A 22,722-nucleotide genomic window follows, 5' to 3' on the forward strand; every position below is an offset into this window, starting at 1 on the left:
TATCGGGAATTAATGTGAACGAGAAAACCGTTACCGTAAATAGCAAAGAAAATGGTGTATACACAGAGGGTGGCTATCGAAGCTATTCAATTTCAAAATTCACTACGGCAGATAATAAGTGTTTTTAGAATTAGAACCAAACAGTTTTACGAAGACTTCCAGAAAGATACGGTCATTTTAGGGGTTAATTTGACATCAACCGAAGAGAAGATCGAAGATATTAGGCCATTTATCGAAGAGTTCGGATTAACCTTCACTATTGTATTGGACGAAGAAGGAGACACAATGATGGACTATGGTGTTATAGCCTATCCCACTACCTATTTCATCAATGAACAAGGGGTTATTCGTGAGATATTCCGTGGAGCAATTAACTACGAGATCATGCAAAATACCATTGGGGCTCTTTAGAGAGAAGGCAAGGTTTTGTCCTGAAGGATATCCTCTTTCCTTCCGAACAGTATTACATGATCATTGCTCGTCAGTCGAAGTAACTTCAAAAAGACAGGGGGGGACTGTCTTTTTTGATGTTCGAATTATATAGAAATGATGGATGAGGTTGATTCATGACCATAACTTCACCTTTTCGGTCAAAATAGGATTTAAGAACCTCGTGTTCGTCAACGCTTAGCATCTTTCGACCGCTTATATGTTTCATAAACAACTGTTAGCCATCCCCGGCAATGCGGTAAATTTGATCTTCTTGAATGGATTTTCCTCTGATTTCCGCATGCTGAATACGGTGACCTGATGGATTGTAAGGTTTATAAGCCATCATAAGGTTCGAGGAGCGTAAAATATAACCTCCTTTTTGTTTATAGGGATCGGCAGCGAATACTTGCTCTAAGTTGCGTTCCAAGGCCGATAGAAGGGAATCCCCTCCATTTCTAGGATAAATAGTTCAGGATTCGTTGGAATGGTATTGTATAAACGTTCATAGTTACTACTCCGGGTAATACAGGAGCTCCGTACCTCCATCATGGGAGAAGGAAAAATCGGCGTCCGTATAGGCTAAATAGGCGTCGGTGATAAGGCGGTCGATCCGTGCTTCCTGAAGTGTCATACTGTGAAGTAGAGTCCGGATCGTTCCATTCGGTACCGTTAACTGGTCTCGATAGGGAAGTAATAATTCATCAATCATGCTTTTAATTTCAGCATCTTCTTCGTAAATTTCCGAATAAAGAGGGATAAGCTCGTGTGAGAAATTTGTAACTTCCCCTTGTTTAACGGTTAAGTCAAGCTTTCCAAGGAATGAAGAGCTCGCCCCGGATTGCATAATGATACAGGCGTTCTGGATGATCAGACGGCTAATTCGATCATGACTATGACCGCTAAGTAGAATATCGATACCGTGAATTTGAGATGCCAGCTTCACATCCAGAGGTAAACCCATATGACTGACGACGACAATAAGATCTGCTCGCTCTTCATCTTTCAGTTTCTGAATCACTGTCGACAATTCCTCTGTTCCTAAAGAGAACGAACGGTTTTGGGAGAAGGAAGACGGCATGGTTTCCTGTACGTAGGGATAGATTGAGCCGATAATACCAAGGCGCAAGGAATCAATCTCTTTGATGATGTAAGGATTGAATACATACTGATGATTTCTTGTATCTTTCAGATTAAGAGAAGTAATCGGAAATGTGAACCGTTCTTGGAGTTTCGTGATTAATTCATACCTATAAGCAAATTCCCAGTTTCCAGGTACGGCCATGCATTTAGAAGGGGAATGATAACGCTGCCTTGTGAAAGTACAGCGAGACCCGTTCCATGCATAAAATCACCTCCGTCCACGAACAATACATTCGGGTTGTTCTTTCTTATTTTCTTTACAGCATGGGCAATACGAGCGAACCCGACAGTTTGACGATATTCAGGCATTCCAGCTTTCCAGAAATACTCTGCATGAGACTAAGTGTCGTTTTGCTGAATAATGGTGAGTTGGGTCATGTTCAATTTCCTTTCTAGAACGTTTTTATTTAAGATGCTCTAGAACATGGAAAATTATGTATAATTGTTTGACATGTGATTGACATCACGTATACCATACTGGGTATGGCTTATGATTAATTAGAAAGGTGGACCCTAATGAAAAAGAAAGTGCTCATTGTTGGCGGAGTAGCAGGCGGAGCGTCGGCCGCTGCTCGACTTAGACGATTGGACGAAAATGCGGAAATCATCATGTTTGAGCGGGATGCACACATTTCTTTCGCCAATTGCGGCCTTCCGTATTATGTGGGTGAAACGATACAAGATCGCTCGAAGCTGATGGTACAAACTCCCGAGAGCATGAAAGCCCGGTTTAATCTCGATGTTCGCATTCATAGTGAGGTCACCGGAATCGATACGAATGAAAAGACGGTTACTGTTTACAGCAAAGAAAAGGGCATTTACAAAGAGAGCTATGATTATTTAATCCTGTCTCCCGGTGCAAAACCGCTCAAGCCGCCGATTCCAGGGATTGAAAGCAACTTGATATATACGCTTAGAACTATTCCGGATACGGATCGAATTAAAGCTCATGTCGATCGGGAAGGGATCCAAAGTGCGATTGTCATCGGTGGTGGTTATATCGGTGTCGAAATGGCCGAAAATCTTAGACACCGGGGTCTGGAAGTGACTTTAGTTGAAGCAGCACCGCATATCTTGGCGCCATTCGATTCTGACATGGTGACGTTCGCTGAGAAGGAGCTTGAGGACAACGGAGTGCGATTGCTGCTTGGAGACGGGGTTCAATCTTTCGAAGAGAAGGACGGGAAAATTTCCGTTACCTTGCAGAGTGGAAGAAAAGTCTGTGCAAACTTGGTGATTCTAGCCATTGGTGTTGCTCCAGATACCGGTTTCTTGAAGGATTCAGGCATTAAATTTGGAGCTAGAGGCCATATCCTGGTAAACGAATCGATGCAAACCAACTGCGACGGCGTATACGCTGTAGGGGATGCGGTTGAAATCTCGGACTTTGTATCCGGACAACAAGCGGCAGTCCCTTTAGCAGGACCGGCAAACAAACAGGGACGAATAGCAGCCGATCACATTTGCGGACTGCCATCAGTTTACAAGGGGTCTCAAGGCACCGCTATTATCAAGATCTTCGGTTTGACCGGTGCAAGTACGGGAAGTAACGAGCGGATGCTCACAAAATTGAATACACCTTATCGAACGGTCTATGTTCATCCAAGTTCCCATGCCACGTATTATCCTGGAGCGAAGCCAATTGCCCTGAAACTGCTATTTAATGATAAAGGCACTATCCTTGGCGCGCAAGCATTCGGGGAGGAAGGTGTAGATAAACGGATTGATGTGATCGCTACCGTCCTTCGATTGAAGGGAACTGTGAACGATCTTGCCGAGTTAGAACTGACGTATGCGCCTCCGTTCTCTTCTGCGAAGGATCCGGTTAATATGGCAGGATACCTGGCACAAAATGTATTAGCTGGACGGACTGAGGTGGCGACGTTAAATGAGGTAGAGAACATCAATCCGGAAGACCAAATCCTGCTGGATGTAAGAACAAAGGCAGAATATGATCAAGGACATATTGAAGGAGCACTGCATATCCCGGTCGATGAATTGCGGGCAAGAAGCAACGAACTTGATCCAAATAAAGAGATCTTTGCTTACTGCGCCGTTGGGATGAGAGGATACATCGCTTCACGAATCCTGAACCAAAAGGGCTTCCAAGTGAAGAACGTGACAGGCGGTTATCGCAGCTATTCCATGTCGAAATTCACACCAGCTGATCATCAAGAAATTTTATAGGGTGTATAAGAGAGAACGAAAGGGACCTTAAGTCCTTTCGTTCTATTTTTTTCTTTATCATTTCTTAACATAGGATCGATAATATGACCGTTAAAGCGAGGAGGGGACACTTTGTATACGATTCAGGTTGGATCATTCGTATTGAATGGGCAAATATTGCTGTTTTTCGCTTTTGGTATGGCAGGATGGGCTGCTCTGCGGAGTTATGAGCGAAAAATGAAATGGAAATATGAACTGGGGGCCATTTCTTTTCAAGCGTTCCTGATCTGGTTGTTGGTTTGGAAAGGAAGTCTCCTATTATGGGAGCCAGCGTCGGTGATCCAGCAACCTTTATCGTTAGTTTATTTTGACGGTGGAGTCAAGGGACGGTGGGCTGCGTCTTTATCCGTTATAGGATATCTTTTTTATCACCTGATCAAGAGGAAAATGTCTTTTCTTATGGTTGCAGAAGCAGCTACGATTTATCTGTTGGGCGGGTTAACGGTTTACGATCTTGGATTGTCATGGTTTGTACCGGAGCAAAAACTGACACTCCTGGCCACTTCTGCCTTGTCCATCTTGATCGTGCTCTCCTTCCTATTAGCTGAAGGACAGATTCTTTGGACGGGATTAGTAGAGAGAGGGTTATGGCTGTGTATCGGTTTAGTAGCGATTGGATTCCTGAATTCCAACAGAGTATCCGTATTCCTGTCCTTCGACTTCCTCCAAATCGCAGGGATTGCCGCTGCAGGAGGGCTATATCTTATTTTATCGTTATTGAAAAGGAGGGACCTCTAAGTGGATCTGTTGACGATGTTTATCGCTCTCGCAGCAGGAGCCTTATCCTTTCTCTCGCCCTGCGTGTTTCCACTCATTCCAGCTTATATCTCCCATATCACCGGGTCATCTATTCAGAATAACAAAATGGAGGTTAACCGAAAGCTTTTGTTGGTTCGCTCCATCAGTTTCATCATCGGTTTCAGTGTTGTCTTTATCGCGATGGGAGCGTCGGCGAGTATGGTTGGTCGGATTTTTGCGGAACAGAGGGAACTGATACAAAAGGTGAGCGGGCTTCTAATCATCTTGTTCGGGATGCAGATGATCGGATGGCTGCAGCTTCGTTGGTTTATGTCGAATAAGTCCTGGGATACAGGAAAGATTCGATCGAATGGCGGCATGGTGCGATCCTTCCTAACGGGACTAGCCTTTGGTTCCGGCTGGACCCCCTGCGTTGGACTCGCTTTGTCTTCCATACTTCTGATGGCCGGTTCGTCGGAAACGCTCGGAATAGGGATATGGATGCTGGCTATTTATTCTTTAGGACTTGGCATCCCGTTCCTTATTATCTCATGGGTGCTGACTTATTCAACCGGCATTATGAAGAAAATGAATAAGTATGTTCCTGTGCTTTCCAAAATCAACGGCTTAATATTCCTGGGGCTTGGCTTGCTGCTATTTACGGGTCAACTTCAGAAGATCAGCGCATGGCTCGCCAAATACACACTATTCGATATTACACTATAAAGAGGGGATAAGTGGATGAAGAAAAACTGGTTGGCACTCCTTGTTCTAATTGGACTTGTTGGTTATGGGGTTTATGACTACGTAACCGGGACTACGAAAGAATCAAAAAAGGAGCAAACGTCGGCTTCGAACGAAAATCAACCTATTGGAATTGAAAAAGGACAACGGGCACCGAATTTTACATTAAACGACTTAAACGGGAATCCGATTCAATTGGCAGATTACCGCGGGAAAAAGGTCCTGATTAACTTCTGGGCTACATGGTGTCCGCCGTGCCGTGCAGAGATGCCGCATATGCAACAGTTTTATGAAGACTACCAGAAAGACACCGTCATTTTAGGAGTTAATTTGACAGCCACCGAAGATAGCCCCAAAGACGTTAAACCGTTTATCGAAGAGTTTGGATTAACCTTCCCCATCGTTATGGATGAAGAAGGGACTCTTATGACAGACTATATGGTGATAGCCTATCCCACCACCTATGTCCTCGATGAACAAGGCGTTATTCGTGAAGTATTCCGTGGAGCTATCAATTACGAGATCATGCAAAAGACGGTTGATGCTTTTTAGAAGGAAGTGAAATCAGGATGAGACAGTCTGATCGTAATTTACTCCTGTACACTGTGACGGCTTGCCCAATGGGGAGATCTATGAAGACGGTGGTTCAAGAGGTCGTAAACCAGATGGAGAGGATGGAATATAAGCTGGTGTATGCTGATGTCCAGGAAGAAATCACGAATCAATATGGTGTCACTCATAATCCGACTCTTGTTTTCTTGGATGAACAGGAGAGGGAGTGTTATCGGGTGGAAGGCTTTAAAGAGACGCAAAAAATCATCGATTTCATTCAACGTATTGATTAGGGAGAGTTAACTGCAACACATAATATACCGAACGCGCTAGTAAGGCAGGAAAGATATACGGTTTATCTGTTTAAAGGAAACAAACCTGTTCCGGTCGAAATGACATATACCAATAAGACGGCAGTGGTTGCACCAAGAATTACAGCGATACGTCAATTGCTGGCCGCAAAGAAGGAGGGACTAGAGAATCCTTTTCCTCCAAAATCAGAGTTACTGGAAATTGACTTCGCAGATCACAAGGCAACTATAAAAATTCAAGTGCACAGCTCTGGTTCATCGATGGCAGTCGAGAAAATGCAACTAGCGGTGTTATACACTTTAGTACACTTCGGAATCCAGAAAGTAAATCTTCAGTTTATCCGCACACTATGAAGTTAAAATTGGCAATTGACAAAGAGCTCCGGTGATCATAATATATACCTATAGGGGTATATGTTTAAAATAAAGGAGGAGAACCGCATGGCAACAATGAAAGTGACTGACGGTACAATGGAACAGGTTATTCAGAATAACAATCTGGTTCTAGTTGATTTTTGGGCACCTTGGTGTGGACCGTGCCGAATGATTGCACCCATATTGGAGAATTTAGCCGAAAAGGTTGGAGATCAAGCCATTATTGCGAAGCTGAACGTGGATGAGAATCCGGTTGGAGCAACGAAGTATAGAATCCAGGGGATCCCGACCTTAAAGCTGTTTCATAACGGAACCGAAGTTGAAACCTTCGTCGGGGTACAACCGCTAGAACGGTTTACGGCAGCTATTACGAAATATGCAGGGCACTAAACAATATCAACGAGAGGCTAATCAGTTTAAGACTGATTGGCCTTTTCTTATGCAGTCCATTGCATTTTCCGTCATAACCGATCTTTTTTTCCATAAATTAAAAGCAAATCCTAATGAAAAGACGGTGGGTTATATGAAGTCAGTCTCGAAGAACAGTCGGATCATCTAACATTCAATAAAGTCATTGCAATAGGCGCGGCTATATTAGTAGGGATCGTTTCAGGAATCGTAGGAGCAGGCGGCGCATTTATTCTTATTCCTATTATGCTTACTGTTCTCAAAATACTCACTCGTACAACCATAGCCTCCTCGCTTGCTATCGTCTTTATATCAGCAATCGGTGGGTTAATCGGTAAAATCTCGGCTGGGGGTATTCCTCTGGAACCTACAATCTATACAGTAATCGGGAGTCTGCTGGGTGCACCACTTGGATCCAGGATAAGCTCCAATATTAACGTTAATGTGCTGCGGTACGGATTAGTTGTCTTAATTGCCCTCACGGCAGTAAAGGTATGGTCTTCCATTTTATAGTATTCAGTGAATTTCCTTAAAGAGTGTTGTTTTAATGATTTTTCGCGTTATAATACCTATAGGGGTATAAGTATCAAATTAGAAGGGTGATCTTAATAATGGATTACAATTATCTGAATGAAATGAAATCACGTTTACGCAGAATCGAGGGCCAGGTTCGGGGTGTGCTGCGAATGATGGAAGAAGGAAAGTCGTGCAAAGAAGTTGTCGCTCAATTGTCTGCCGTACGCAATGCATCCGATAAAGCTATTGCCCAAATCGTCGCGGAGAATCTGCATCAATGTATTTTAGCTAAACAAGCTGAGGGTAACCAAAATACCGAGAAAATGGTCAAGGAAGCCATCGCGCTTTTAGTCAAAAGTCATTAACGGATAGCTTTAACATTAATAACTCAACTTTCGCAGCTAGAAAATCGGCTTAAACCCTTGAGGCTGTAAGAAGAATTCGCTATATTTAGCCAAGTTGACAAAAAACACCTCGCTTGTTTGGTATCATGGAAGTGTCGAGCTCACATGCCAACAAGAAAGGTGCGCAACCCTATGTTACAACAACATTCCCTGTCTGAACAGTCTCGCTTTTCCAAACTTTTTGCCAATCTTCAAATCGGGAAAACCTTACGACAAGCAGGTATTTCCAAATCGTTCGGTCTTTCGAGCCTAGCAATTTTTCAAATCGTGTTCTCCCTGGTCTTCGAAGGGAAGAATTGGTTTCGCCTTCTGGAAAGTGACCGTGCTGCAGATCTTCCCGGCAAAGATGTTATTTATCGGTTTTTGAATCAAGCTTCTTTTGCGTGGCGTCGCTTTTTACAAGCCTTAAGTCTTCGGAACGTGCGCCATTTCGAATCGCTCATTTCTACTCAGCGCGTACGTGTGTTCATTATCGACGATTCCGTTTTGAGTCGAAACCGGAGCAAAAAAGCAGAGTTGTTAGCACGGGTTTTTGACCATTCCACCGGCAAATTCACCAAAGGCTACACGATGCTAACCCTAGGTTGGTCGGACGGTTTTAGCTTTGCTCCGCTTGATTTTGTCATGCTCTCTTCTGCCAAAATCACCAATCGGTTGTGTGAAATGGCTTCGAATCTGTCCAAACGAAGTCACGGCTACAAGCGCCGGTTGGAGGCCTTTTCCCGGAAGCCGGATGCTGTCGTAGCCTTGCTAGAACGGGCTTTACGTGCAGGATTCACCGCCGACTACGTGCTTATGGACAGCTGGTTTACGCAAGCTCCACTCCTTCGTGAGCTTGCCGCTAAAGGGCTTCCTGTGATTGGTATGGTAAAGGAAATGAAACAACGCTACCTAGTTCACGGTAAGCGAATGACACTCCGCGAGGTCTTTCAAAGCCTGCCCGCATCGAATGCCAAAGACATTAAAGGCTCGCTCATCGTGCATACCGCCTGCGGTCTGCAGGTGAAGCTTGTGTTTGTCCGCAACCGGAATAAAAAACGGGAGTGGTTGGCTATTTTAAGTACCGATGTGACGCTGGATGCAGCTGAAATCGTACGGATTTACGGCATGCGCTGGAGTATAGAGACCTTTTTCAAAGTCACCAAAAGTTATTTGAAATTGGGCACTGAATTTCAGGGCCGTTCGTTTGACGGGCTGATTAGCCATACGACGATTGTATTTAGCCGATATTTAGCGATGGAATACGAACGGCGTCAATCAAGTGACGACCGGACACTTGGAGGACTCTTCTTTCTCTTTACCGACGAAGTCCGCGACTTGGACTACCAGACCGCGCTTCAGCAGCTTATGAGTTTATTTCTCGAAATGTCCCAGGCGAAAACCAAGAAGAATACAACAGCTATTTTTTGTCAACTACAGGAATGGATCTCCGGTTTACCCAGCTATATCAAGGGTTTGTTTGGAGATTTGAGCTGCGAAAGTTGAGTTAATAATAAAAAGAATAAAGGAGAGATTAACATGGCATTCAAAATTTCAAAAGAAATCACACCCCAGAAGGTAGCAGCGCAGCTCAAGAAAGGGGAGTCCCTTATTATGCTGGATGTTCGCGAACTAGGAGAATGGGCAGAGGGACACATCGCCGCTGCCAAGCATATTCCGCTTGGACAGCTTTTGGAACGGCAACAGGAGCTGGATCCTGCACAAGAAACCATTGTCATCTGTCGAAGCGGAAGCCGGAGCGGTCTGGCTTGCGAACTGCTAAATGAAAAAGGATATAATGTCGTGAATATGACCGGTGGGCTTAATGCCTGGACGGATGTATTGGTTTGTGAATAAAGCCTTACAGGACAGTACTGCAGTAACTGGAGGCATAATCAGCAGCTGCAGCGCTATTGAAAGGACAGGACAACATGATAACACTTTTGTACTTTTTGACTGGAGCAGTGATCTTATGGTTATTGCGCCAGTTGTGGCCCGTTCGTTCACTTTCCTATATAAATGTTCACCACTGGGTCCAAGCTAAGGAAAGTTTAAATTTGAAAATGCTCGATGTCAGGGATGCTTCGGATTATTTGGAAGGACATATTTCCGGGTCGATAAATATATCTTTAGGGCGTCTTCTTTATGTATGGCAACAAGATCTATTTCCTGATGATAATGTACTAATTCTGTCCAACAATTGGTACCAAAACAACAAAGCAGCAAGAATCCTCCGTAAGCATGGATTCCGTAGTCTATATGCAATACAAGGTGATGTTTTGTCTACACAAGCATGCTTTCAAAAAACACCCTCAAAAGGAGGAAGGCATTGTGAACACAGGTTCAATCATTAATATAGCAGTGATTATATTGTTGCTCTGGTTTGTCTATTCCCGTGTAAGACCGGCCAAAGGATTAAAGGCACTGGGCACTAACGATTTCCAAAATGTGCTGGAGAGCACTGAGAAACGGATGCTCATAGATGTACGGGAGCCGGGAGAGTATAAGACTGGATATATCAGCGGGGCGAAGAACATCCCATTATCCCAACTGTCGGGTCGCTTAGGGGAAATCCCTAAGGAAAAAGATGTTTTTCTATACTGCCGTAGTGGGATAAGAAGCAAGAATGCGGCAAGAATTCTACTGAAAAACGGCTATACAGGCCTTGTTCATCTGCAAGGTGGCTTGAGCGCCTGGAGCGGTAAACTGAAACGCTGATAAGGGATTCATCCGTTTAGGACCTCACTATGTTCTGATCGTATAAAAATGACAACAGGAGGATGAAGTATCATGTTCCATTATACTGTTGAAACCACCAAAACACCTGAACAAGCAATCTTAGCGCTTACAGAAAACCTGAAAGCAGAGAAGTTCGGCGTTCTTTGGCAAATGGATATGAAGGAGAAACTTCAGGAAAAAGGGGTCGAACTTGAGATGACCTATCATATCCTGGAGGTTTGTAATCCGGTTGAAGCGAAGCGCGTGTTGTCCGAAAATGCTCTAGTTGGTTATTTTCTTCCATGCAAGCTTGTGGTGTATGAAGAAAACGGTACTACCAAGATCGGGTTGCCGAAACCAACAAGTCTTATCGGGCTAATAGAAAATGACAAGTTAATGTCTATCGCGTCCGATATCGAGAAGCGCCTTATCTCATGTGTAGATAAAAGTCAGTAATATAATTTCTATTTTGTTATAAAGCTCTGATTGAATGGAGTGGATTTCATATTAACTACTGTCCAGTACCAGTCGGTACTAGGATTGTTTTATTTGGATGTGCTGAACGGCTGCTTGCCCACATGTAAGCTGCTCGAAAATTGGCGGTAATTGTATGCAGTGCACATACTGCTTGGATGGATGACCCTAATAGTTATTGTAGCTCACGGCATCTTTTTTTCGATTACCAAACAGGAGGATAACAGTATTTACACCGGTCTCGCGGGTTTCGTCATTTTGCTAATGATCGTCGGGTACGGTTTCTTTATCATTTCGTAACAAGTGGAGTTCAGTCCATCGTTCGCTTGTATTGCTCTGGGTTCTCGTACTGCTACTGCATGCTGGCGGCTCGGGCAGTCTCCAACATAAATTAACTTAAAGGAAATAAGAGGTTAGTGGTGATGAGTAATTTTTATTCAACCACTTCCATGAACTGTATTTGCGGAAATAAAACTTTAATCAGCTCCGCAGCCTGCGGATCCTTGATTTGGTAGATAACTTCTAGTCCTTTTCTGGACCCTTCAATGATACCGGCACCACGCAGCTTCTGTAAGTGCATGGACAGGGTGGATTGAGGAAGCTCCAAGCAGTTTTGTATTTCGGTCACATTACAGCTATTTTTCTCGATCAACCCTTGAATAATACAAAGGCGAACAGGATGCGCGATAATTTTAAGCCATTCCGCTTTTCTAATATAGTGTTCTTCCACAGAGTTCACTTCCTTATTGGTTTAATCTTACATTAAAACATCATGATATTGAGATATAAATACTATACAATATTACAATGATTATCCTCGGAAGCCTGGGGGTTGAATGCTCTACAGGAAACTAATAAATCCAACCCTAAATTATACTGGAGTTGGATTTTTTTATGCGTACATTACAAAAAGCAATCTCAATTACGGGAAGGTTATCGAATAATGTGATAGTTTATGCTTTTATAGCCAAAAGCTTTTTCAGTTCTTCCACAGACGGTAATCTACCCATGACCTTCACTTGATTATCAATCACTAAAGCGGGGGTTTTCATAACACCATAGGATACAATTTCTTTGTAATCCTGTACTTTCACAAATGTGGCTTCCTTTTTCAGTTGCTTAACAGCGTCACGGGCACGTTCCTCTAACTTCTTACAATTTGAACATCCGCTTCCTAAGATCTTGATTTCCATTCTAATTCCTCCCTGGGTTTATATGATAAAATTGAAGACATAACAAGAACAAATGCTCCAATTAATTTGGGTTTAATGACTTTACGCAGCAATATCATTTCAGGCAAAGATAAAGCCGTGACAGCCATCATAAATGCCAGTGCAGTTCCCATACCAACGCCTTTGTTAATTAATGCTTCTGCAATCGGGATAGTACCCAGAGCATTTGAATATAAAGGAATTCCAAGTATAACGGCGATGACGACCGCAAACGGATTGCCCGGTCCAGCATATTTAGCAAGCATTTCCGAGGGAGCCCAACCATGAATAAATGCGCCCACTCCAATCCCGACAAGCAAGTAGATCCATACCCGTCTGATAATATCCGTAACACCCTCCTAAGAGTAGATCAGACGTTCTTTCAGCGTTGGCTGATATATTTCAATTTCATTCGTTGCTGCTGATTGGTATACGTATTCTTCCACCTGTTTCTCCATATGAAGTGCTCCAACCACAATACCGCCCACAACCCCGACCAATATACCAAGTAATACATAAAGTAATCCAATCTTCCAGCCGAAAGAAGCGATCAGAACAGCAAAAGCAGCTTCGTTAACGATTGGTGAGGTAATCAAAAATGAGAAGGTAACGCCGAGTGGAATACCTGCTTCAACGAAACCAATAAAAATGGGAACAGAAGAGCAGGAACAAAAGGGAGTCTAGCAGTATTTACGGCAGATCAAAGTGGGAGTAGCAATCTCATCGCTTAACTCAAGAGTAGGTGATTTTTTAAAAAACAACAAACACAAAAAACAAGCGATAAAATAGTAAGCTTGCCAACCAGTTTTAAAACATTATAATTGAGGGGTGGGGAACCGTTTTATTGGGTTACTTAGAGCATAATCATAGTTATTGTAAGGAGCTGGCCTTGGTGTCAAAACATCCATCAGAGAAATTAGCAGTTATTTTTTACCGGGTGAATCGAAATTATCAATATCTTATGGCGCTTTGTTTAAAACCGTACAATATCACACCTGAGCAATGGAATGTACTGAAACATCTTCAGGAACATGATGGTCTAGCCCAAAAAGATCTATCCTACATGGCAGACAAAGATAAAACGACCATTACCCGAATCATCGAAAGTCTGGTTGAGCGCGGAGTCGTAACCAAAGAGGTGAATCCGGTGGACCGTCGTTCATATCGGATTTTTCTTACTGAAATAGGAAAAGAGCTTATCCGTCAAGTTCAGCCAATCCCTGACCATGTGAACAGGAAGGTAAGCAGAGGATTGTCCGATGAACAGATTATTGAATTAAAGGAGACACTGCACTATTTGCAGGAACAGATTGCATTTGAAATCGATCACATCAGTGAATAGGGAGGAAATTTATGTACATCATCATTAGCCCCATCGCATTTTCGCTTGGAGCCTTGACCGTTCGGTGGTATGGAATCATTATCGGGATAGGAGCTTTACTCGGACTTCTAATTGCCATCCGTGAAGGCAAACGTTTTAGAGTACATTCTGATTTTTTCATGGATTTGGTATTGATAGGACTTCCCTCTGCATTGGTGGGTGCCCGTATCTATTTCGTGGCTTTTCAATGGGACGATTACAAAAACAATCCACTTGAGATCATCAAGATATGGCATGGAGGAATTGCAATCTATGGGGCATTGATTGGCGCCTTACTTGCAGGCTGGTTCTACTCCCGTCGGAAAGGATATGGATTTTTGCGCGTTGTTGATATTTGTGCTCCAGGTTTGATTGTTGGTCAAATGATTGGACGATGGGGGAACTTTATCAATCAGGAGGCTCATGGGGGGACTGTATCCAAGGAATTTCTGCAGGGTAAGCTACATCTTCCCGAATGGATTGTAAACCAAATGCATATTGGGAATGCTTATTTCCATCCCACTTTTTTATATGAATCGGTTTGGAGTTTCGCAGGATTGATTTTATTATTGATACTTCGAAGAATTCCTTATGTGCGTGCCGGAGAAGTATTCATGGGTTATTTAATCTGGTATTCAATCGGCCGCTTCTTTATAGAAGGAGTTCGTACAGATAGTTTAGTCTTCCATGGGCCAAACTGGCTAGCCATTGCATTGAAAACAATATGGAGCCCTATGTCCTCGTTCGGGTGGGGAGCAATGGAGGGTGGGAATATTCGAATTTCTCAGCTTTTAGCCATAATCATAATTTTGGCTTCCGTCTCTTTTATAACAATCCGGAGAATGTCGAAATCTGTTGTTATTAAATATACAGATCCCATACTACAAAAAAACCTCACAATAAAGTATTGAAAGCTGATAATGAACATGTGTAGCATCGTATGATTAATCTTAGATCTATTCTCATATTTGATTAACACTCAAAGGGGAAATAATAACAAATGCATTCAATGAAATTATTTACATATAGTCCTTCTGAAAGTCTTACCAACCGGAAGGGCTACCATTGGCTGGTTGTCTTTACGGTATGTATAGGTGCCTTTATGGCCGCTCTTGATGCAAGTATCATCAATCTTGCGCTACCCACTCTGGTTAGGCAATTTGGTATAAGCATGTCTGATGCGGAATGGATTAGTCTGGTTTATTTGCTAACTCTAGCGTCGCTTGTTATTCCATTTGGGAGACTAGCGGATATGTTTGGCCGCCGCTGGATGTATGCAGCTGGCTTTAGTGTTTTTTTGTTCAGTTCCTTATTATGTGGAATATCGACTAGTTTAACTATGCTGTTACTTTCAAGGGTGTTGCAAGCAATTGGAGCAGCTATGTTACAAGCCAATAGTGTCTCCATTATTACCGCTTCTACCCCACTTAAGCATCGTGGAAAGGCTATTGGCATTCAGGCAAGTGCACAAGGGATTGGACTTAGCCTGGGTCCAGTAATTGGTGGAGCTTTACTTTCGATAGGCGATTGGCGCTTGCTGTTCTTTGTCAATATTCCAATAGGTATCCTAGGAACAATCCTTGCTGTACTTTTACTTCCGAAAGACACACAAGCCAGGAATCGAGAACCATTCGATTATTGGGGAGTCTTATTTCTTGTCTCTGCTCTAGTCATGATCGTATATGTGTTGAACAAGGGAGAGAGCGCAGGATGGACATCACCAATTATTACATTATGTTTGTTCGCAGGTTTACTTGCACTAACTTCGTTTATCAGAGAAGAGCGCCGTTCTAATTCTCCATTACTTGATTTGAATTTGTTTAAGAATAGTATCTTTTTAACTGGTAATGTTGCAAGCTTTCTTTCTTTTACGGCGATGTATGGTGTGTTGCTGCTTAGTCCGTTTTTAATCGAAAGCGAATTTCACACGACCATTACGATGACCGGATTCTACTTGTCATTTGTTCCGATCGGCATGACTGTTTTCACACCTATTTCCGGTTACATATCTGATCGATTTGGGATTCGCTTCCCAGCAATTATGGGAATGAGTGCAGTTTTTGCAGGATGCATTTTACTGGCTTTCATCCAGAAAGAGAGTGATATTCCGCTTCTTCTTTCAGGTCTTTTGTTAGTTGGAGTTGGGATGGGGATCTTTACACCACCCAATAACAGTCATATCATGGGAAGTGTTCCTAAAGAGCGACTAGGGGTCGCAGGTGCAACATTAAATATGAGTCGGACGATTGGCATGGGGATGGGTGTTACACTAAGTGGGATGTTATACCAAATCTCACTCAGGTTACTGCCAGCTACTAATAAATCATCAAATATTACGGCTTTCAGAATCTCTTTTGTGCTTATAGGGTTATTGAGCGCTGCTGCACTCTTTATAGCACTATTTCAGAAAAAAACAGGGCATAAGTACAGCGAGGAGTTCATCGAGTATTATATTTAGTAAAGCTTCTTGTTCAGTATAATTTGTGGAGGTAAGCTTTGATTTTGTCTTGACTGACTTTGCATAAGGTAACATAATTCACCTATGCATTAGGCGAGAAGTTCGCAATAAATGCCGAAAGGCTAATGACTCCTACCAGAGAAGTTACATTTCCCTGGTAGGAGTCTATTTTTTACTCATTTATGGAGCAGAGAGCCGGAGTAAACATTTGATTGTAATATAACAATGTAGGTAACTTTGTGTTATTTATGTAGGTAACTTTGTGTCATCATTGTTGGACGGGTGTAAGAGGACAAGAACATATATCCATTGCCGAAAATGGACAAGAACATGTATCTATTGCCGAATTGATATATGTCTAATCTTAATAAACGCGCGATTGCATTAATTATAGGAATTATTTTAGGGCCTGCCAACTTAGGCTGGATAGATGAAGGGGAGTTTATCCATTTCTTTGCCGAGATTGGCGTTTTGCTACTTATGTTTATGGCCGGACTTGAAAACGATCTGGAGCAGATAAAGAAGAATTGGAAGCCGGCATTTGCGGTTGCGGTAGGGTGTATTATGTTACCTTTAGCTGGCGGATTTGGAGCAGGGGAGGTGTTCGGATTATCCTCAGCTCATTCGTTGTTCCTGGAGTGTTGTTAAGTGTAACTTCAGTAAGTATTACGGTGCAGGTATAAATAAACCGGCTGGATTCAAGGGAAGCTACAACCATATTGGGAGCAGCCGTAGTAGATGATGTGCTTGTTGTTGTTCTGCTTGCCGTTCTTACCAGCTTTTTCGGGACAGGTGCAGGAGGGGCAAGGTCAACCAGATTCAATGCTCGTTCTTCAATTGCCAAAGGTTCTGGTATGGTATCCAAAGGTGAAGTCGCGTTAATCATTGCTGCCACAGGAATGCATTCTGAATTGCTTCTCCCTGAATACTTCACAACCTTTATTATAACGATAATCCTTGCAACCCTGATAGCTCCACCTATAAAAATTGTATTCAGTAATACGGTCGACTCTGAAATAAATTCATCAAAAGATAGCCAAACGTCAAAGATAGAGTTGAAGATGTCGTAAAAGACTCCTGCCATCTGGCAGGAGTTTATCTGTGTTCATCACGAATACAATTAATTTTCTAAATATCGGTACAAGGTCGATTTGCTGATTCCAGTTTGTTCTTTAATCTCAGCTAGCGTATAGTTTTTGGACTGATACATAAGGATCGCTTTCTCCACGTTTTCATCAGCTTTCCGGGGCCGGCCGGGAACATTCCCTTTCTGCTTCGCTTCGAAGAGTCCTCTTTTGGTTTTTTCACTAATTACATCGCTTTGAAACTCAACCAAGTGCTTTACAATATCGCTAAATGAATATCCTTCGGGTTTACCCGTGTCTATATTTTCTGTAATAGAGAATATATAAGCTTCCTGTCTGTCCAGGAGTTCGAGCAGCTCCACGAGGTGACGGGTAGAATCTGCAAGGGCGAACAATTTAGCAACTACGATAGTATCTCCAGGATTTAAATTGTTCATCATATGGTTAAGATGGGTTCTTCGCTTCGCTGATGCGTGTTCTTCAATAACAAAGGTATCACATGCGAAAGAGGTTAACATTTGAGTTTGTGCTTCAACATTCAGATCGTCCTGATAAGGTCTCATATATCCAATACGCATTCTGTACTCTCCTTACTTTTTAAACCTGCCGTTATCATACCATATTTTTTTGTATCGAAAAGGTTCCATTTAGGGAAGAGTGATGTTAAACTGTTTGTAGAAAATCGGTCTGACATCCTTAGATGGCATTGCCGAAAAAACAAGAGGTGGAAAACAGAGTGATTGAGAAACTAAAACAAAACTGGTTTTTTAATGTGAAGGGAGATGTTCTGGCAGGGATAGTCGTGGCATTGGCACTGATTCCGGAAGCCATCGCATTTTCGATTATTGCCGGTGTTGATCCTATGGTGGGCCTTTATGCGTCCTTTTGTATTGCGGTCATCATTGCTTTTGTAGGCGGTCGGCCAGGTATGATATCGGCAGCTACAGGAGCCATGGCATTGCTTATGGTTCCTCTAGTCAAGGAGCATGGGCTTCAGTACCTGCTTGCGGCAACGATACTGACAGGCGTGATCCAGCTTGTATTCGGAGTTCTCAAGATTGCCAGGCTGATGAAGTTTATTCCGAGACCGGTCATGATTGGCTTTGTCAACGCTTTGGCAATCCTAATTTTCATGGCCCAGGTACCGCATTTCTGGGGAATTAACGGGATGACGTATGTTTTTGTCGGGATCACGTTAGCCATTGTATATGTTGTTCCCTTATTCTTCAAGGCGATTCCTGCTCCGCTGATTGCCATTTTTGTATTGACGGTAATAGCCATTTTCACGGGGGTTAACCTGAACACAGTGGGGGATCTCGGTATTATTAAGCAAGAGCTGCCATCCTTTTTTATTCCTGATGTTCCGTTTAATTTGGAGACACTGAAAATCATCTTCCCGTATTCCATTGCACTAGCTATTGTCGGCCTGCTGGAATCTCTGTTGACCGCCTCCATTGTGGATGATATGACAGGAACGGACAGCAATAAGAACCGGGAGGCCAGAGGTCAGGGAATCGCGAATGTAATCAACGGTTTCTTCGGCGGTATGGCTGGATGCGCTATGATCGGGCAATCGGTGATTAACGTCAAATCAGGCGGAAGAGGAAGACTATCAACTTTGGTGGCGGGCACGTTCCTGATGTTCTTGATTCTTGTACTGGGCGATTGGGTGGTGCAAATTCCTATGCCTGTCCTGGTAGGCATTATGATTATGGTATCCATTGGTACTTTTGACTGGTCCTCGTTTACTTATCTGTTAAAAGCCCCAAGAACCGACGCAGCGGTGATGCTCGTAACGGTTATTATCGTGGTGGCTACCCATGACTTGTCCAAAGGTGTCATCGCCGGGGTGATTTTGAGTGCGGTCTTCTTTGTCTCCAAAATCTCCAATATTGAAGTCCGGAAACGCGTGGAAAAAGCGAAAACCATATTCGAAGTCGAAGGTCAGCTGTTTTTTGCCTCTGTAGACGGTTTTGTGGACACCTTTGATTTTACAGCAGCGGATACCGATATTATAGTGGACTTCTCGAACGCTCATATTTGGGACGACTCCGCCGTTGGCGCGATCGATAAGGTAGTCATTAAATATCGAGAGAACAATAACCGTGTTGAAATTAAAGGATTGAATTCCTCAAGCCAAAAGATCGTTGATAAACTGGCTATTTATAATGATGCCAATGCAAAGTTAAGTGCCCACTAATTTGACTTCAGGAGTGAATGAAGGATGTATAACCGGATCGTATTAGCTGTAGATGGGTCGGAGAATTCGCTGAGAGCAACCAAAGAAGCGGTGAAGCTGGTGTCTTTAACACCAGGCTGCCAGATTGATGTGATTAGCGTTGCAGACTTCTCTAAATCGAAGAGTGAAATTCTGCACACCCAGGGCAGAGAGGAGCTGGAGCTGAAAAGACGGCAAAAGCTGGCGCCTGTCGAAGAAATACTGAAGCAAGGAAATATCGCGTATAAATTAAAGATCCTGCATGGAGAACCAGGTCCGACGATCATTGACTACGCCAACAAGGAAAAAGTGGAGATGGTTATTATCGGAAGCCGGGGATTAAATGCGCTCCAGGAGATGGTACTGGGAAGTGTCAGCCATAAGGTTGTAAAAAGAGTGCATTGTCCTGTAATGATTGTAAAATAGCGAGAAACTTGAGAATGCTTAATTCAAAAAACCAACCTCAAATTGTGTTGAGGTTGGTTTTTTGATTCTGCGCGTCAAGCTGATTGACGGAGAAGGTCTTCAAGGATCAGTTCAAGCACCAACGTTTCCCGTTCTATAGAGAAACCCATGGATGCTTCTTGGTTGGCAATGACCTGCCGATTATGATGAATAGCTTCCTGGATATCGATCCATACGGCAGACATCCCGTTTGTGATCTCATAATCCTCAAGCTTAGATTCCCCAAGCTGTTCTCCAATGGAACAGACATAATAATAAGACAGCATATGGATGAGATCAAATTCCGGTTTGTAGTGGGGTCTGTATTCATCAATATAACCGATCTCACGAATGACTTCTACTTTAGCGGCTCCCGTCTCCTCAGCGAGCTCCCTGCGAAGTCCAGTCAGCAGATCCTCGTCTAACTCTACGCCGCCTCCGGGGAAGCTGTAGTCATTATACCGCTTGGTATACAGAAGGAGGATATCTGTACCCCGTAAGATAATCCCTCGTGCAGCTCTCCGCTCGTAAATGTTTCCTTCAATGCTTTGTACATCTTGGTGAATCATTTTTTTGATCAGCTTCATTGCACACTTTCCTTTTCAGATAAATTAAAGTTCCTGGATAGAGGGTAGGATGACGGGAGCACGGCCTAATTCTTGATCAAACAATAGATTCAAAACCTCAACCGTGTGATCGTACCAGACCGCATGAGTGTATCTATGCTGCTGCCCCAATGTGTTTAAGGATGATTTCAGCTGGGTTTCTGCCTTCTTTAAAAGGGCCTTTGCATCCTTCATGTAGACGAATCCCCGGCTGATTAAATCAGGACCAAATACGATTTGTTTAGTGTTCTTCTTGATGGTGAATGCGGCGATGACCACCCCGTTAGTTCCGAGTTGGTTCCGCTCTTGTATCAGTTCATTTTCGTGGTAGCGTAGTTCGTTTTGACTCACGAATACAGAACCGGCAGGAACCTTCCGGCCTTTTCTTGCCTTGTTTCTGGTTATTTCCAAGGTTTCTCCGATATCCAGCAGATAAATTTGATCTTCCGGAACACCAACTTGTTTTGCCAGCCGTTTATGATTGACGAGCATCCGGTATTCCCCGTGAATGGGTACAAAATATTTTGGCCTGACGGCGTTCAGCATCAGCTTCAAATCTTCTCGTGAACCGTGGCCTGAGGTATGAATATCAAAAATCGTTCCATAAATAACGTTGGCTCCGGAACGCATCAGCATATTAATACTGCGGTTTACGTTTTGTACGTTGCCAGGAATAGGGGACGAAGAAAAAATGACGGTATCGTCCGGCTGAATTTGAATCGAACGGTGAGAACCGGTCGCTATTCGGGTGAGTGCAGCATTAACTTCACCCTGGCTGCCTGTACAGATGATAAGGACCTGATGATCCTTCAGCGTGTTAATCCGTCTGCTGTCCACCAAGGTTCCTTCGGGCACATGAATATACCCCAGCTCTTGTCCTATGGCGAATACTTTCTCCATACTGCGTCCAATTACAATAATCTTCCGCTGGCATTCCACAGCTGCTCGTACTACCTGCTGTAGCCGGTGAACATTGGAGGCAAAAGTGGCAAATAGAACCCGTCCGCTGCATTGTCTGAACGACTCCAATATGGACTCACCTACCGCCAGCTCTGAAGGGGTTTGACCCTCGCGTTCACTGTTTGTGCTGTCAGCAAGTAAGGCTAGAGCTCCTTTCCTGCCAATCATCATCAGTTTGTGAATATCAGCAGGTATTCCCTCAGGGGTGGAATCAAATTTGAAATCCCCGGTATGCACAACAGGGCCGTAGGGCGTTTCTATGATAATGCCAAAGGCGTCAGGGATACTGTGTATCGTCCGGTAAAAATGGACCTTCAGGTGGCGAAAGGATATGATCTCATGACCCTGTATGGTGTGAAGCTGAGCCTGATGAAGGATCTGGTGCTCCTCAAGCTTCGCCTTTACTAGACCAAGGGTCAAAGGACCTCCGTAAATGGGTACGGACAGCTGTTTAAGGAGATAAGGAATACCTCCAATATGATCCTCGTGTCCATGCGTCAAGAATAGCGCCTTAATATTCTTTGCTTTTTGAAGCAGGTAGCGGATATCAGGGATGATGTAGTCAACCCCATTCATATCGGCATCCGGAAATTTTAAGCCGGCATCAATAAGGACAATTTCATCTTTATATTCAATGCCATACATGTTTTTACCGATTTCACCGAGGCCTCCAAGCGCAAAAATGCGTACAGGCTGAGGACGTGGACGGCTCTTTTTCTGAGTTGTGGAAGCATCTACAAGCAAAGGTTTATTCACGTGTATTGTCCTTTCTGATCTCTCTGGAGTGGATGTTCATAGAATGAGTCAACAGAGAATACAGAATAGTGAAATACAATCTGAATAGCAGTTAGATTCGTTCCCCCTTTTTCAGTCGTTCAATCAATTCAGAAAGGTCACTTTTCTGTACTCTCCAGTGCCGTCCAATTTTAAAAGCGGGAATAACACCCTCATTCACAAGCTTATATGTGGTTATTTCGCTTAACTGCAGATATTTGGCGACCTGAGCGATCGTCATTATTTCATGTTGCTCGTCCAAGTGGGATTCGCTCCTTATTGTTGCATCTAATTTATACTCAATTATAATAGATAGGACTTATTTATATCAAATTATTTTAATTATAACTGTACTTAAGCATCGGAGAGAATAGGTTAGTAAAATAGAGAGAAGGTTGAATTAATACGCTTACTTCAATGAATTACTCTTTGTTCATACAGAACCTGAATTATTATTATTTATCTTATTGGATAAAAAACGGACTCGGCTTTTCTGAGAGTGAAGAGCCATAAAAGGCAATGGAATGGTTGCGGGTCATCTACGGGTGCTTAACGAAAAAAAGCACCCCTCATTAGGTGTGCTTGATATT

Annotated in this window: 26 protein-coding genes and 3 pseudogenes; 20 read left to right on the forward strand and 9 right to left on the reverse strand. The window is 43.2% G+C overall.

The annotated features are described in order from the left end of the window. The first annotated feature begins 69 nt into the window (after window positions 1–69). On the forward strand, window positions 70–411 hold the full coding sequence (locus tag PSTEL_RS14000) for a TlpA disulfide reductase family protein (protein WP_159067746.1): 342 nt from the start codon (window positions 70–72) through the stop codon (window positions 409–411). A gap of 256 nt (window positions 412–667) precedes the next feature. Here PSTEL_RS14000 and PSTEL_RS27010 read toward each other — a convergent pair whose 3' ends face one another. Continuing rightward, a complete protein-coding gene (locus PSTEL_RS27010) occupies window positions 668–898 on the reverse strand; it encodes a 5'-nucleotidase C-terminal domain-containing protein (protein WP_082451808.1) in 231 nt (76 codons plus the stop codon). A 45-nt stretch (window positions 899–943) separates the two neighbouring features. Then, window positions 944–1,714: a bifunctional metallophosphatase/5'-nucleotidase gene (locus tag PSTEL_RS26330; protein WP_052098482.1), complete on the reverse strand. Its 771-nt coding sequence runs from the start codon at window positions 1,712–1,714 to the stop codon at window positions 944–946. A 374-nt stretch (window positions 1,715–2,088) separates the two neighbouring features. Here PSTEL_RS26330 and PSTEL_RS14010 point away from each other — a divergent pair, with 374 nt between their 5' ends. From PSTEL_RS14010 to PSTEL_RS14065, 13 genes and pseudogenes are all read left to right on the forward strand, one after another. Further along, window positions 2,089–3,759, forward strand: a complete 1,671-nt coding sequence (locus tag PSTEL_RS14010; protein WP_052098483.1) for an FAD-dependent oxidoreductase — start codon at window positions 2,089–2,091, stop codon at window positions 3,757–3,759. A 111-nt stretch (window positions 3,760–3,870) separates the two neighbouring features. Then, entirely contained in the window at window positions 3,871–4,536 is a 666-nt protein-coding gene (locus PSTEL_RS14015) for a hypothetical protein (protein WP_038696181.1), read from the forward strand. Next, the gene (locus tag PSTEL_RS14020) at window positions 4,537–5,262 is read left to right on the forward strand and encodes a cytochrome c biogenesis CcdA family protein (RefSeq protein ID WP_082451809.1); all 726 of its coding nucleotides are present in this window, start codon (window positions 4,537–4,539) and stop codon (window positions 5,260–5,262) included. A gap of 15 nt (window positions 5,263–5,277) precedes the next feature. Next, window positions 5,278–5,832 (forward strand): TlpA family protein disulfide reductase, encoded by a 555-nt coding sequence (locus tag PSTEL_RS14025; RefSeq protein WP_038696183.1) that lies wholly within the window; start codon window positions 5,278–5,280, stop codon window positions 5,830–5,832. A 17-nt stretch (window positions 5,833–5,849) separates the two neighbouring features. After that, a complete protein-coding gene (locus PSTEL_RS14030) occupies window positions 5,850–6,125 on the forward strand; it encodes a thioredoxin domain-containing protein (protein ID WP_038696185.1) in 276 nt (91 codons plus the stop codon). A 459-nt stretch (window positions 6,126–6,584) separates the two neighbouring features. Then, entirely contained in the window at window positions 6,585–6,908 is a 324-nt protein-coding gene (trxA, locus tag PSTEL_RS14040) for a thioredoxin (protein WP_038696189.1), read from the forward strand. 165 nt (window positions 6,909–7,073) lie between these two features. Then, window positions 7,074–7,439, forward strand: a pseudogene (locus PSTEL_RS27015) (sulfite exporter TauE/SafE family protein); the annotation flags it as partial. Between the two features lie 98 nt (window positions 7,440–7,537). Next, window positions 7,538–7,807, forward strand: coding sequence for a metal-sensitive transcriptional regulator (locus tag PSTEL_RS14045; RefSeq protein WP_038696191.1), 270 nt, complete (start codon window positions 7,538–7,540; stop codon window positions 7,805–7,807). A gap of 171 nt (window positions 7,808–7,978) precedes the next feature. Next, window positions 7,979–9,331, forward strand: a complete 1,353-nt coding sequence (locus PSTEL_RS14050; protein WP_038696193.1) for an IS4 family transposase — start codon at window positions 7,979–7,981, stop codon at window positions 9,329–9,331. A gap of 33 nt (window positions 9,332–9,364) precedes the next feature. Then, window positions 9,365–9,682, forward strand: a complete 318-nt coding sequence (locus PSTEL_RS14055) for a rhodanese-like domain-containing protein (protein ID WP_038696195.1) — start codon at window positions 9,365–9,367, stop codon at window positions 9,680–9,682. A 206-nt stretch (window positions 9,683–9,888) separates the two neighbouring features. After that, window positions 9,889–10,179, forward strand: coding sequence for a rhodanese-like domain-containing protein (locus PSTEL_RS28965; protein WP_408637899.1), 291 nt, complete (start codon window positions 9,889–9,891; stop codon window positions 10,177–10,179). After that, entirely contained in the window at window positions 10,085–10,543 is a 459-nt protein-coding gene (locus PSTEL_RS14060) for a rhodanese-like domain-containing protein (RefSeq protein ID WP_245624956.1), read from the forward strand. Before PSTEL_RS28965 ends, PSTEL_RS14060 begins: the two co-directional genes overlap by 95 nt. Before the next feature lie 72 nt (window positions 10,544–10,615). After that, window positions 10,616–10,999, forward strand: a complete 384-nt coding sequence (locus PSTEL_RS14065) for a DUF302 domain-containing protein (RefSeq protein ID WP_038696197.1) — start codon at window positions 10,616–10,618, stop codon at window positions 10,997–10,999. A gap of 451 nt (window positions 11,000–11,450) precedes the next feature. Here the strand turns inward: PSTEL_RS14065 and PSTEL_RS14075 are convergent, their stop codons facing one another. The 3 genes and pseudogenes from PSTEL_RS14075 to PSTEL_RS28505 all read right to left on the reverse strand — a co-directional run. Then, window positions 11,451–11,747 carry an ArsR/SmtB family transcription factor gene (locus PSTEL_RS14075; protein ID WP_156995875.1) on the reverse strand — a complete coding sequence of 99 codons (297 nt, stop codon included), beginning with the start codon at window positions 11,745–11,747 and terminating at the stop codon, window positions 11,451–11,453. A 223-nt stretch (window positions 11,748–11,970) separates the two neighbouring features. Continuing rightward, window positions 11,971–12,210: a thioredoxin family protein gene (locus PSTEL_RS14080; RefSeq protein ID WP_038696201.1), complete on the reverse strand. Its 240-nt coding sequence runs from the start codon at window positions 12,208–12,210 to the stop codon at window positions 11,971–11,973. Further along, window positions 12,192–12,896, reverse strand: a pseudogene (locus tag PSTEL_RS28505) (permease); the annotation flags it as partial. The gene PSTEL_RS14080 and the pseudogene PSTEL_RS28505, both read right to left, overlap by 19 nt. A gap of 224 nt (window positions 12,897–13,120) precedes the next feature. Here PSTEL_RS28505 and PSTEL_RS14085 point away from each other — a divergent pair. The 4 genes and pseudogenes from PSTEL_RS14085 to PSTEL_RS27030 form a co-directional block, all read left to right on the forward strand. Then, window positions 13,121–13,570 (forward strand): MarR family winged helix-turn-helix transcriptional regulator, encoded by a 450-nt coding sequence (locus PSTEL_RS14085; protein ID WP_052098485.1) that lies wholly within the window; start codon window positions 13,121–13,123, stop codon window positions 13,568–13,570. Between the two features lie 11 nt (window positions 13,571–13,581). Then, a complete protein-coding gene (lgt, locus tag PSTEL_RS14090; RefSeq protein WP_179944899.1) occupies window positions 13,582–14,499 on the forward strand; it encodes a prolipoprotein diacylglyceryl transferase in 918 nt (305 codons plus the stop codon). A gap of 89 nt (window positions 14,500–14,588) precedes the next feature. Then, the gene (locus PSTEL_RS14095) at window positions 14,589–16,046 is read left to right on the forward strand and encodes an MFS transporter (RefSeq protein WP_052098486.1); all 1,458 of its coding nucleotides are present in this window, start codon (window positions 14,589–14,591) and stop codon (window positions 16,044–16,046) included. 384 nt (window positions 16,047–16,430) lie between these two features. After that, window positions 16,431–17,116, forward strand: a pseudogene (locus PSTEL_RS27030) (cation:proton antiporter); the annotation flags it as partial. A gap of 50 nt (window positions 17,117–17,166) precedes the next feature. On the opposite strand, the gene PSTEL_RS14110 reads toward PSTEL_RS27030, so the two are convergent. After that, the gene (locus PSTEL_RS14110) at window positions 17,167–17,709 is read right to left on the reverse strand and encodes a recombinase family protein (protein ID WP_038696207.1); all 543 of its coding nucleotides are present in this window, start codon (window positions 17,707–17,709) and stop codon (window positions 17,167–17,169) included. Between the two features lie 158 nt (window positions 17,710–17,867). On the opposite strand from PSTEL_RS14110, the gene PSTEL_RS14115 reads away from it, so the two are divergent. Both PSTEL_RS14115 and PSTEL_RS14120 read left to right on the forward strand, forming a co-directional pair. Further along, complete coding sequence (locus tag PSTEL_RS14115) at window positions 17,868–19,331, forward strand: SulP family inorganic anion transporter (RefSeq protein WP_082451813.1); 1,464 nt, start codon at window positions 17,868–17,870, stop codon at window positions 19,329–19,331. 24 nt (window positions 19,332–19,355) lie between these two features. After that, window positions 19,356–19,775, forward strand: a complete 420-nt coding sequence (locus PSTEL_RS14120) for a universal stress protein (protein ID WP_038696211.1) — start codon at window positions 19,356–19,358, stop codon at window positions 19,773–19,775. 74 nt (window positions 19,776–19,849) lie between these two features. Here the strand turns inward: PSTEL_RS14120 and PSTEL_RS14125 are convergent, their stop codons facing one another. From PSTEL_RS14125 to PSTEL_RS14135, 3 genes are all read right to left on the reverse strand, one after another. Further along, a complete protein-coding gene (locus PSTEL_RS14125) occupies window positions 19,850–20,380 on the reverse strand; it encodes an NUDIX hydrolase (RefSeq protein WP_038696213.1) in 531 nt (176 codons plus the stop codon). Window positions 20,381–20,404: 24 nt separating this feature from the next. After that, window positions 20,405–22,114: a ribonuclease J gene (locus PSTEL_RS14130; RefSeq protein ID WP_038696215.1), complete on the reverse strand. Its 1,710-nt coding sequence runs from the start codon at window positions 22,112–22,114 to the stop codon at window positions 20,405–20,407. A gap of 91 nt (window positions 22,115–22,205) precedes the next feature. Beyond that, window positions 22,206–22,394 carry a helix-turn-helix domain-containing protein gene (locus PSTEL_RS14135; protein WP_038696217.1) on the reverse strand — a complete coding sequence of 63 codons (189 nt, stop codon included), beginning with the start codon at window positions 22,392–22,394 and terminating at the stop codon, window positions 22,206–22,208. Between the last annotated feature and the right edge of the window lie 328 nt (window positions 22,395–22,722).

It is taken from the genome of Paenibacillus stellifer (assembly GCF_000758685.1).
In the GTDB taxonomy this organism is placed as follows: Bacteria; Bacillota; Bacilli; order Paenibacillales; family Paenibacillaceae; genus Paenibacillus_AQ; species Paenibacillus_AQ stellifer.

Excerpts from the sequence above, each read along its gene's own strand:
- PSTEL_RS26330 (WP_052098482.1), bottom strand. The coding sequence starts at position 1,714 with ATGGCCGTACCTGGAAACTGGGAATTTGCTTATAGGTATGAATTAATC.
- PSTEL_RS14010 (WP_052098483.1), top strand. The coding sequence starts at position 2,089 with ATGAAAAAGAAAGTGCTCATTGTTGGCGGAGTAGCAGGCGGAGCGTCG.
- PSTEL_RS14025 (WP_038696183.1), top strand. The coding sequence starts at position 5,278 with ATGAAGAAAAACTGGTTGGCACTCCTTGTTCTAATTGGACTTGTTGGT.
- PSTEL_RS14030 (WP_038696185.1), top strand. The coding sequence starts at position 5,850 with ATGAGACAGTCTGATCGTAATTTACTCCTGTACACTGTGACGGCTTGC.
- trxA (WP_038696189.1), top strand. The coding sequence starts at position 6,585 with ATGGCAACAATGAAAGTGACTGACGGTACAATGGAACAGGTTATTCAG.
- PSTEL_RS14045 (WP_038696191.1), top strand. The coding sequence starts at position 7,538 with ATGGATTACAATTATCTGAATGAAATGAAATCACGTTTACGCAGAATC.
- PSTEL_RS14050 (WP_038696193.1), top strand. The coding sequence starts at position 7,979 with ATGTTACAACAACATTCCCTGTCTGAACAGTCTCGCTTTTCCAAACTT.
- PSTEL_RS14055 (WP_038696195.1), top strand. The coding sequence starts at position 9,365 with ATGGCATTCAAAATTTCAAAAGAAATCACACCCCAGAAGGTAGCAGCG.
- PSTEL_RS28965 (WP_408637899.1), top strand. The coding sequence starts at position 9,889 with ATGCTCGATGTCAGGGATGCTTCGGATTATTTGGAAGGACATATTTCC.
- PSTEL_RS14060 (WP_245624956.1), top strand. The coding sequence starts at position 10,085 with ATGCAATACAAGGTGATGTTTTGTCTACACAAGCATGCTTTCAAAAAA.
- PSTEL_RS14065 (WP_038696197.1), top strand. The coding sequence starts at position 10,616 with ATGTTCCATTATACTGTTGAAACCACCAAAACACCTGAACAAGCAATC.
- PSTEL_RS14080 (WP_038696201.1), bottom strand. The coding sequence starts at position 12,210 with ATGGAAATCAAGATCTTAGGAAGCGGATGTTCAAATTGTAAGAAGTTA.
- lgt (WP_179944899.1), top strand. The coding sequence starts at position 13,582 with ATGTACATCATCATTAGCCCCATCGCATTTTCGCTTGGAGCCTTGACC.
- PSTEL_RS14095 (WP_052098486.1), top strand. The coding sequence starts at position 14,589 with ATGCATTCAATGAAATTATTTACATATAGTCCTTCTGAAAGTCTTACC.
- PSTEL_RS14110 (WP_038696207.1), bottom strand. The coding sequence starts at position 17,709 with ATGCGTATTGGATATATGAGACCTTATCAGGACGATCTGAATGTTGAA.
- PSTEL_RS14120 (WP_038696211.1), top strand. The coding sequence starts at position 19,356 with ATGTATAACCGGATCGTATTAGCTGTAGATGGGTCGGAGAATTCGCTG.
- PSTEL_RS14125 (WP_038696213.1), bottom strand. The coding sequence starts at position 20,380 with ATGAAGCTGATCAAAAAAATGATTCACCAAGATGTACAAAGCATTGAA.